The sequence below is a fragment of the Peribacillus sp. NPDC058002 genome (genome assembly GCF_042886655.1).
Taxonomy (GTDB): domain Bacteria; phylum Bacillota; class Bacilli; order Bacillales; family DSM-1321; genus Peribacillus; species Peribacillus aracenensis.
This window is the reverse complement of sequence record NZ_JBHVQU010000132.1, coordinates 1-10,235: the sequence shown is the minus strand read 5'-3', so window position 1 is coordinate 10,235 and position 10,235 is coordinate 1. Positions and strand designations below refer to the sequence as shown.

Sequence of the window (10,235 nt, the reverse complement as noted above, 5' to 3'; positions counted from 1 at the left end):
TCGTATACTTTCCACTACGATATCGCTACTATTTTTGTCTTTTAATTTGAATTTGTAAATCCCCCGCCTATGGTTTTGAACTAATGTCTTGAAAATGAACATATCATCCGTTCGAACTTTACTGACCATTTTATTTTCATGAAACAAGGCCACTCCTGATACTGCAACTTCTTTATTAATTAACTTAAACAAAGGAAGAAACGAATCGCCGCCTGGTTCTAGAGAGTTTCCTAAAAAAAGATGGAGGTTTGTATCCGGGCCGTTCCCTGTTTCAATTTGTTGATTGATCAAATCCGATAAATAGACTCCAATATTTACATTCGTATTTGGCGGTTTTGTATTTACGAAATCCTTGACCTTTCCTTCAACGATGGCCAAAAAGACCCTGTTTCCAAGTTGAGGCTCACGGTAGAGATAGTCGGTCAATTCTGTCATTCCTATTTCATGTACGATTTTTTCGCTAAATAAAACGATGCGTGTCTGTCCAAGCATCACCGGCTTATCCGCTTTTTTGGATACGATAGCCTGAACATCACTCGTTGTTGTCGATGTTCCAGTTAAGATTTGATACATACCCATCTTGTCCTGTTGGAAGATAGGGATGATGAACATTCCTTCAATTATTTTATCCTTTCGTATATCGTAGCCAATGGCTTGGGACATATCGACTTCATCAACCACTCTTGGCTCGGCACAGCTGCAAAGGAGGGGAAAAGCCAAGATGACAAGAAATAATTTTCTCATAAACGTTTCCTCCTTTTCTTTATATAAATGATGGCTAAAAGAAGAGGCAAATGTAATGTAAGGAAAAGCACGGCGTATGGATTGATGATTTTGTTCAATATATATATAGAATCTTGATCAAAAACAAATATATTAGTGAGAAGGATAATAATGGATATCGCCCATAATGGATACTTTTGCTGAACATTGAATATGCGCTTGATACCCCTGCTGGCAGCCCACAAGCAGATGGTCATGTTGGGTATGACAAAAATGGCCCACCAAGAAACTCCTATATATTCAAATCGCTGAATAAAGGGCAGTTCGACAATGCTGGTCATTGTAAGTGTCGGCCAGATAGTCAGCTCCAACTGTTTGTGTGAATAAAAAATCAGTGAAACTAAATAAATGAAAACGGTTAATAAGGTTGTTGTTAATGCCCCTCCATGAGCATATTTTTGTGATGTTTTAGCATCCTTGATGAACGGATAAAACATCAGGATCATTTCAAAACCAAGAAAAGTCAAGGAAGTACTTCTGGTTCCCTTCAGTATATCCAATAGATTGTGGTCGAATATAGGGAGTAAATTGGTGAATTCAGAGTATTTCATGGCATAAAATAGGACAAAGAAAATCCAGTAAGACAAAATGACGCTTAAAAAGGCAATTCCCGTAATTGTTCGGAAGCCTCCCGTATTTATATAATAAATCAGAAGCAAGAAAACCACTGTAAACGCCCAAGAAGCTACCGCTTCAAACATCCAAACATGTATGATATTTATATAGCTGTTAATCATATCCATCCCAAGGACCAAAAAGTAAAGAATGAATAATAGACTGAAAAAATTCCCAATCCATTTTCCGAATGCATGATTATTGGCAGAAATGATATCACCTGGGACGATACATAATATTTTATATATGATCCAGATCAATATATGAACGATCAGTCCGGCAAGTAGTATCGAAATCCAGCCATCAGTTCCCGCCGACTTTGCTAAAACTCTTTGAAAACTTAAAACGCCTACTCCCGTTTGCATGGAATGCACTAAAAAAAACACATAGAACGGTGATACCTTATATTTTTCATTAACACCAGCTTGGTTCATACAGGCCCCTCATTTAAGATCATTCATTAAAATCATTTTTTTTGATTCTGGCTTTTTTTGGCTGTGGCTGTCTGGATCTATCATCAGGACGTAAATTTACAGGGCGCGACTTGAAAACATTAAAGGGAAGACGTACAAAGCTGTCTTTCCAATCTTGCATACGAAATGGGTATATGGGTTCAAGGTACGGGTGTCCCATTGACGTTAATTTGATAAGGTGGGTCATCAAAAACACGGCCGTAATGATTATGCCAAGTCCCCCCCAAATTTGGGCTCCCACTAAAAAGGGGAACCGCAGCAGCCGTATGGCATTACCCATTTTGTAAATAGGAGTAACAAATGATGCCAATGCCGAGAGGGCAACGATGATCAATAAGATATTACTGGTCAAACCAGCTACAACGGCTGCTTGACCGATTACGATACCGCCGACGATGCCTAATGTCTGACCCACCTTAGTTGGCAGCCTGGCAGCCGCTTCCCGTAATAGCTCTATGGAAATCTCCAAGAATAATGCTTCGATCAATGGCTGAAATGGGATTAAGTTCCTTGAAGTGACGATCGTTTCCAAAAGATCTTTAGGGATCAGTTCATAGTGATAAGTAAGAACGGCTACATAAATAGGAGTGGCAAATATCGAAAAAGCGACCGCGAATATCCTTAATAACCGGAAAGCAGATGCCGGAACCCAAGGCATATTATAATCTTCCATGGTTATAAAGTATTCCAACAAAATGGTCGGAGTAATGAGTACTGAGGATGACCTATCGATTAGCAAGGCTACTTTACCTTCAGCCAGTGCGCTTGCGATGCGATCAGGCCTTTCCGTATTTAGAAAAAGGGGAAATAAGGTATTTGAATTATCATATAGCATTTGCGCGAGATTGGACCCATCCAATATTTCATCAAATTCTATGTCATTGATCCTTTGTATAACATTATCTACATTTTCCTGATCAACGATCCCTTCTATTGATAACACTGCCACTTTTGTTTTAGACAATGACCCCACAGTCTTTTCACTTACTTGCAATCCAGGGATAGGCAGCCTTTTTCTAACTAGATTCAGATTAGTATCAATATCCTCGACAAACGCTTCTTGAGCACTTATGATCCCAAATTCGAGTTCAGGCTTCTCAACTTGTCTTCCTATTTGGGCTGCAACATTGATTAATAGGCATTCATCAAGATTTTCATCTAAGCGAAGTGCAATTTCGCCTCTCATGATCCTTTCTTCGATTACAATCTTGGTACTGGAAATCAGTGTATTTTCAATAGGTACGTTTTCCTTTATTTGCTCCAAATTTATCGTTTCCAGAGTCGGTATGACAGAAAGAATACTTTCGTGAAGCTCCTTTGCATCGATTAAAGAGCGATAAAAGGATACCCAATATCCTATGCCATTATATGTTCCTTGGTGGTTTACGAAATCAGTGGATGAAGAAAGGGTATTGAAAAGATCCCTTACTTCTGAAGTTTTATTTAATTCATCACTTTTATCGTTTGGTTGATTGGGTTTTTTTTTGAATTTTCCGCGGTTAAACAAATGTTGTCACCTCTAATCTAAAGCTAGTTATCCTAGCATTTGCAATTTAATTACAAATTAACCATTTCCATATTAAATTGGATTAACGTTTGGTGAACCTTCTACGGAGAGGGTAGACCTTAGCCATTCAGGCCGCTGATATTAGGGGCGGGAAATTAATTTTGGAGGGTGCAGGGGTGATCAACAATTCAAAGTTGGCCGGGGTCATGAGTGATGAAGATATAGCTGCATTAAATTGGTTGAATGGTGAGGTAAAGGGAGGATTAATCGAAGCGGTCCAACACGGTAAACCATTATGTGTTGAAGTGATCAATAGGACTAGGAAGAAAATCAAGACGGAATTGAACGGGGATCATTTGACGATCAATATTAGGTATGTGGAAAATCAGCATCCAAAGCTTTGGATGAAAAATAAGAAGAAATGGGACGAAATTTTCAGTAATGCTGTCATTCATCAAGAAGTGGATATAAGGGTCGTAGACGTAGTTTCAAAGGAGGGATATAGTGACTGGTCAAAAGAAAACCTTCCAAATGGGAAGGTTTTATGTCAAGTGCCTTTTAGTTGATTGATTGGTTATTTTAAAAAGGCTCACTGAATGTTCCAGGCAGATTCGTCACTTCATGTGCAACCCTGATGCCGGATTGAACGGCTCCTTCAATCCATGCTGGAACGGTTGATGTATGCTCACCGGCGAAGTGGACCCTTCCTTCAGGTGTTGGGATATATGGAAACAAGTCCGTTTCCTGACCAGGTTTAAACATGGAGAAAGCACCGTATGAATACTGATTCATTGTCCAGCTATAAGAAGCCCCTGATAAAAAATGATCGTATACTTGTTTTCCATGGACCTGGGCCAAATTTTTCAATGCGTGTTGTATACGGTCATTCTCAGGAAGTATATCCCACAAAGTGGCATCATCTTCCCATGTATAACTTGCTAAGATGAGACCGGATTCACTCTGGTTGCTCGTTTGCCTGGGATAATAAGAAAATCTAATCGGTAAATCGGTGCTCAATTTACCACCGAAGATTCCTTCCTTTTCCCAAAACCTATGTGTAAACTGAAGTCCGATTTTCGTGGACGCAGCATAATGGAGCTCCCTTATTGCCTTCCACTTATTATGGGAAAAGGAGTTCCGGGGTTCAATATCTATAAATTGCAACAATTGAAGTGGGATAGTCACGATGGCAAGGTCACCGGTAACCGTTAAGGGGTTTTGGCTTTGAGTATGTTTAGAGTGGATGGTTACTTGATTATCATGTTGGATGATCTTTGTCACTTCATATCTGAAGTTGAGACTATCCTTCAGTTCAGGTAGAAAAGCATAAGGAAGCCGGTCGTTTCCCCCTTCGATTGCAAAAAATCCTATGTCTGGATTAAAGAGTGGCATAAGCTCCCGAAGTAGGGCAGGAAAAGAAAGTTCCGGGAATCCTTCTAATCCCATCAGGACTTTGATGCTTTCAATCGCCCCTGTTGAAAGGCTCATTCCTACTGGATTGTACTGCAAAAAGAAGCTCATGGAGTATTTATCAAACTCTTTTATGACTATTTCCCAATTTCTACGTGGGTTTTGATTGATGAAGTCAGTCACAGGCTTAATTGCCATGTTGAGTAATTCTTCAGCTGTTTTACCTCTTTCATGGGGAGCTACAGGGTACCTAAGTATATCCGGATTCCGTTGATATATGGCAGCGGTTGTTTTGATTCCGTTAGCATAAATGGGATCATTTGGAGTCGCATTAACAAAAGTGTTGACTCGTAAACCATACTTCTTGATGTATTCAACTACTAAGTAATGATAATTAGGAATGCGCATGGCACCGGCTTCAAGGTAGGAACCTTCTGAAAATGGTTCACGTATGGTCAAGATACGTCCTCCGACCCTCCCGGTTGCTTCCAATATCGTAACCTCATGCCCTGCTTGTTTTAAAAGGGATGCTGCAACCAATCCAGACATGCCGGCACCAATGATAATGATTTTTTTGGGGATCTGGGAAGACCCTAGGCCATTTCTGATAACAGCAAGCATTTGATCGGGTGATAGCGGATCTTTGAAAAAGGACAAAGTGTTGTTCTCCTCTCTTGTTACACTTCCTATATGGGATTTATTCTATCTTATTCCTATTGGGTTACCAATTATGAAGAATCTTCAATAATTTGTCATGAATCATTATTGCTATCATATTCCTCTAGGTTTATCCTTTATGTGGAATACTCAATTTTTAGAAAATTCAAAGGGGAAGAAGCTGAAAATGTTGATATATTGTTAATAAATGGTGCCATTTTTTTGGGAAGCTAACTATCTAAATTCTACGATTTATAATCGAGACGAATTTAATTTAGAAGGTTATAGGAGAAGTGTTCAGCTTTTTTGAACAATAACGAAGGAATCTATTCGTAGCCTTATTTCGAAAAAACAAAGGTTTTTATTATAGTATTCCGTATTTCTATTACAGAAAATCAATTGATAGAAACATAGAGTGAACTTTTGCCCTTAAAGGATTCTTTTCTAAAGGCTGTTTTCTAAAAGATTGTTGCTCTCAGGAGAAAAAACTAACAACTTGAATTTTATGGTAAAATATAAGTGATTCTTATTAAATAAACGGGCAGATTAATAGAGTTGCATTTTAAACGTTTGTACATAGGAGTTAATCTGGGGGTTGTTAGTATCAAAACACAAAATATCAACATTCAAAAGCTTATGGAAGATTATAATGTAACTGGATTAAGCATTGCAGCAATTGATGGTGGTAACATAAGAAGTACAGAATGCTTCGGTTTACTTGAAGTGGAAACAGATAAAAGTGTGGAAAGTAATTCTATTTTTAGCGCTTGTTCAATCAGTAAATTTTTAACCTCAATTCTAGTGATGAAATTGACGGAACAAAGGATTCTTGATCTAGATGAAAATGTTAATGAAAAACTTTTATCGTGGAAAGTTCCTCTTAATGAACTAAATAAAAATAAGAAAGTCACCTTAAGAAATTTACTGAGTCACCAATCTGGTGTTATTGACCCCGAAGGAAGTTTTATTGATCTCAATTCGAGGATGGAAAACCCCACAATGGTCGAGATATTAGAAGGAAGAACACCCTATTGTAAAGCTCCTATTGAAATTAAGTATGAGCCTGGGAGCACCTTTCAATATTCAGACGCAGGTTTTTGCATTATACAGCTTTTGATAGAAGACGTTACTGGAAAACCTTTTAGGAAAGTAATGAATGAACATATTTTTCATCCATTAAATATGGAAAATAGCAAATTTGAACTTCCAACATCAGAAGCAACCAAAAAATATTTCTCTTGCGGCCACAACAAAAGTGGAGAATTAGTAAATGGAAAATATCCAATTTATCCATATCCAGCAGCTTCTGGGTTATGGACAACGCCTACAGATTTAGCTCTTTTGGTCATTGAATTAATGAATGCTTTAAATGGTGAAAGTAAGCTTAAGCTTTCAGTAAGTAAAGCAATTGAAGTTATAAATCCCCAAGGTTGTAAGGAGTGGACTGGACTAGGAGCTTTCCTAGATAAAAACGAAAAGGGAATTGAAATTTCATCTCTTGGTTGGGGTGTTGGTTTTCAATGTATGATGGTGGCTTATCCTTATTTAGAAACGGGATTAGTCATAATGATAAATACCTATCTAGATGTTCATCAATTAAAAGGTATTATTGGTGAAGTCTACAATGCTTATCATTTTTAAATATTTGCTATTCAGCTAACAAGGGCTTTAATGGAGTATCCGGATCACATGCATTATCATGCTTAGAGTAAAAATGCTCTGAGCGTCTTTTATTACACCGAACCACGAAAGCTGGTTAACTTCCGAATGTCTCAACAGGATGATAATTGATTTTTGGAGCTGAAATAAGCATTTGTTCAACTCGTTTATCAAATGCCATATTTTTTCCTATTTCTAGCCATGACGTTCATTAATCGTCTCGTGCAGCAAGCCTTTTATCTTAGCGGAATTTTTATAGTTTGTTGAGGTATCAATGCATAACAAAGCAAATGGATGAATAAAATCACCCATCACTGCATCAATTTCTTCAGCTGTAACCCGCCCTGTATCTGCTTTACGTGCAACCATATTCCCATTGCGGTCTTGAGCTACTGCTATGGCAATCTTAAGATTAGAAATTCCTCTTTTTTTATCTTTTTCTCCTCACGAAAAATGTTTCATCACTCTCTACAATACCTTCTAATTGTTTGAAGCCGAGGCGATCTATTACGTTCAAGATTTTATGTCTCCAATAGAATGCAGTGGAGATATGTAGTTTTAAGCGTTTAGCTATCTTGAGTAGAGTTACACCCTCAATCATAAACCTCATATATTCCACCCATTTTTCGATATTTAGAGCCTGAAAATGGAGTATTAGTCATATCATTGAAGTATTTATTGCAATCCCTACATAAATAGCGTTGCCTTGAACGATATTTCCCATTACGTTTTACAGATGTACTTCCATATGATAAGCAAGCTGCGCATTCTCGGAATACTAGGCTACGTACGCCGCCGATAGCGTTTAAGGATAAAAAGCTCAAAATTGCATCATAATGTAACCATATACTAAAAGTTTACATAGGTGATGATTTCAGCTCCCATGTTTTAGGAGGACGGGTTTATAGAAGCAAAATATTGCAGAGAATCAAGGGTGATAAGAACGAGTCGTATATTTCCAAATGATGTGAACAATCATAATACATTATTTGGCGGCAGATTAATGAGTGATGTCGATCAAGTAGCATCGATCTCGGCAGCACGTCATAGTCGAAGTGAATGTGTAACTGCTTCAACAGATTCCGTTGACTTTTTACATCCCATTCGTACAACGGATTCAGTGTGTTTTATATCTTATGTGGCATGGACTGGTACATCTTCAATGGAGGTTTTTGTAAAAATTATTGCTGAAGATTTAAAAAGCAGTGTTCGTAGAATTGCAGCGACTGCTCTATTAACATTTGTTGCACTTGATGAACATAAACGGCCAACACGTGTTCCAAAAGTTATTCCGGAGTCAGAAGAAGAAAAAAAATTACATGAAACGGCATTAGATCGGGCAAGTATGCGGCAACAGAGAAAACAAAAAAGCAAAGATGTGGCTATGTTTTTAAGCGTAGATTATCCTTAACTTTCATATAGCGACTTTTAACCTACGAGGTGCATGGAAGGAAAGTGGCAATCCTCAACAATATCGATCAAGTTGAAAACTCCCGCAAAGACACACATAGACTACTATATTGTAGTGTATGTGTGTCTTTTTTATTGAAGGAATTATAAAAATGAATACATAGTTCTTTAGAGATGCAATCCTCAAAAGTGTTATCAATGTTGTTTGTACGGTGATCCGTTCGTAGCGCGGAACCAGAAATTAACAGGTGGTTCTGGCAAGCCAAAAGGATGTCCGGCCCGAATACAATATACTGCACGTTCCTTCTATATTTCCCCGCTTGGTACATAGGCTGCCAATCAATACGGTGTCCCGTTTACAATCTTAAAGGGAGTAGATATATCCCAATAATAACCTCGATAGAATATTTAATAGAACAATCAACCAAAAACATCATCAAGTAAAATACTGTCTTTCTGCAAAACCATGAATATTTAGTTTGTGGAATATTATTAAATATTTTCCTTTACAGAGGAGATACTACCAAGAGACAAAGGTTGGAAAGGAAGACAGTATGGATCATATACAAATGGCCCGTGCGATGTTCGGGACGAATATGGCTGTACATATCATATTTGCAACGATTGGCGTCGGGTTGCCGATGATGATGTTGGCAGCGGAATTGATGTATCAAAGGACAAAGGATTTACAATATGTTGTCATGGCTAAACGCTGGACCAAAACATTAGGGGTTTTGCTTGGGGTCGGGATTCCGACTGGTACGATCGCGGGTGTGCAACTGTCTCTATTATGGCCTGGGTTCATGGAGGTGATCGGACGTGTCATGGCGCTTCCATTCCAAATCGAGATTTATGCATTCATGGTTGAAGCGCTATTCATGTCAATCTACGTGTATGCTGCTGAAAAAATTAAGCCATGGGCCCGTATCGTAAGTTTATTCTTTGTTGCATTCGGCGCAATGGCTTCGGCGGTTTTGATTTCTAATGTCCATGCTTTTGAAGGGACACCGGCTGGGTTCCGGTTTGAAAATGGGGAAATTGTCGATGTCGATCCTTGGGCGGCATTTTTCAACCCAAGTTTCTTGGTGACGGCAGGTCATACGGCCCTGACTGCATATACGACAGGTGCTTTTGTCGTAGCGGCAGTTGCAGCTTATAAGATGCTAAAAAATAAATATGGCACTGCTGAATTTAATTTTCACCAAAAAGCACTGAGACTCAGTATTGTATTGGGGTTGGTTTTTTCTTTTTTGACGGCATTGAACGGTCATGCGACTACACAGCATTTATATAGGGAACAGCCGGAGAAACTGGCGGCGGCTGAAGGGTTGTTTGAAACAAAGGATCATGCCGGGCTTACCTTGTTCGGTTATACCGATAGGGAAGCCCAGGAAGTGAAGTATGGGATTGAATTCCCTTGGTTATTAAGCTTTCTATCCGGAAACAGCTTCGATACGGTCGTGACCGGCTTGAACGATTTTCCTGAAGAGTATTGGCCGCCGCTTTATGTCCATATCTTATTCAACGCCATGGTCATCATCGGTTCCGGCTTAATCGCCTTAGCACTGTTTGCATTGGTATGGAATAAATGGCTGAAAAAGGAGACCTATCCGAAATGGGTTCTCTGGCTGTTTGTAGCTGCAGGTCCGCTTTCGGTGATTTCGATTGAATGCGGCTGGATTTTTGCTTGTACAGGCAGACAGCCATGGACGATATACAGG

General features: G+C 38.8%; 8 protein-coding genes and 1 pseudogene. 4 read left to right on the top strand and 5 right to left on the bottom strand.

Translation table 11 applies throughout. From position 1 onward, the window contains the following. The 3 genes from ACFVSH_RS18565 to ACFVSH_RS18555 all read right to left on the bottom strand — a co-directional run. Positions 1-744 (bottom strand): Ger(x)C family spore germination protein (locus ACFVSH_RS18565; protein ID WP_483878306.1); only part of this gene is annotated, 744 nt, incomplete at its 3' end. After that, complete coding sequence (locus tag ACFVSH_RS18560) at positions 741-1,832, bottom strand: GerAB/ArcD/ProY family transporter (protein ID WP_387598261.1); 1,092 nt, start codon at positions 1,830-1,832, stop codon at positions 741-743. The genes ACFVSH_RS18565 and ACFVSH_RS18560, both read right to left, overlap by 4 nt. Before the next feature lie 19 nt (positions 1,833-1,851). Next, positions 1,852-3,378: a spore germination protein gene (locus ACFVSH_RS18555; RefSeq protein WP_387598264.1), complete on the bottom strand. Its 1,527-nt coding sequence runs from the start codon at positions 3,376-3,378 to the stop codon at positions 1,852-1,854. Positions 3,379-3,554: 176 nt separating this feature from the next. On the opposite strand from ACFVSH_RS18555, the gene ACFVSH_RS18550 reads away from it, so the two are divergent. Then, positions 3,555-3,944 carry a Ger(x)C family spore germination C-terminal domain-containing protein gene (locus ACFVSH_RS18550; RefSeq protein ID WP_387598267.1) on the top strand — a complete coding sequence of 130 codons (390 nt, stop codon included), beginning with the start codon at positions 3,555-3,557 and terminating at the stop codon, positions 3,942-3,944. A 13-nt stretch (positions 3,945-3,957) separates the two neighbouring features. Here ACFVSH_RS18550 and ACFVSH_RS18545 read toward each other — a convergent pair whose 3' ends face one another. Beyond that, positions 3,958-5,409 carry a flavin monoamine oxidase family protein gene (locus ACFVSH_RS18545; protein ID WP_387599275.1) on the bottom strand — a complete coding sequence of 484 codons (1,452 nt, stop codon included), beginning with the start codon at positions 5,407-5,409 and terminating at the stop codon, positions 3,958-3,960. Positions 5,410-6,048: 639 nt separating this feature from the next. Here ACFVSH_RS18545 and ACFVSH_RS18540 point away from each other — a divergent pair. After that, on the top strand, positions 6,049-7,086 hold the full coding sequence (locus tag ACFVSH_RS18540) for a serine hydrolase domain-containing protein (protein WP_387707246.1): 1,038 nt from the start codon (positions 6,049-6,051) through the stop codon (positions 7,084-7,086). Between the two features lie 115 nt (positions 7,087-7,201). On the opposite strand, the pseudogene ACFVSH_RS18535 reads toward ACFVSH_RS18540, so the two are convergent. Then, positions 7,202-7,895: pseudogene (locus ACFVSH_RS18535) on the bottom strand (IS1595 family transposase); the annotation flags it as partial. A 113-nt stretch (positions 7,896-8,008) separates the two neighbouring features. On the opposite strand from ACFVSH_RS18535, the gene ACFVSH_RS18530 reads away from it, so the two are divergent. Both ACFVSH_RS18530 and ACFVSH_RS18525 read left to right on the top strand, forming a co-directional pair. Beyond that, a complete protein-coding gene (locus ACFVSH_RS18530; protein WP_387599281.1) occupies positions 8,009-8,515 on the top strand; it encodes an acyl-CoA thioesterase in 507 nt (168 codons plus the stop codon). 553 nt (positions 8,516-9,068) lie between these two features. Next, a partial coding sequence (locus ACFVSH_RS18525; RefSeq protein WP_387707244.1) for a cytochrome ubiquinol oxidase subunit I occupies positions 9,069-10,235 on the top strand: 1,167 nt, incomplete at its 3' end.

What these genes read in the sequence shown, in the direction of transcription:
- ACFVSH_RS18560 (WP_387598261.1), bottom strand. Translation starts at nt 1,832, where the DNA reads ATGAACCAAGCTGGTGTTAATGAAAAATATAAGGTATCACCGTTCTAT.
- ACFVSH_RS18545 (WP_387599275.1), bottom strand. Translation starts at nt 5,409, where the DNA reads ATGCTTGCTGTTATCAGAAATGGCCTAGGGTCTTCCCAGATCCCCAAA.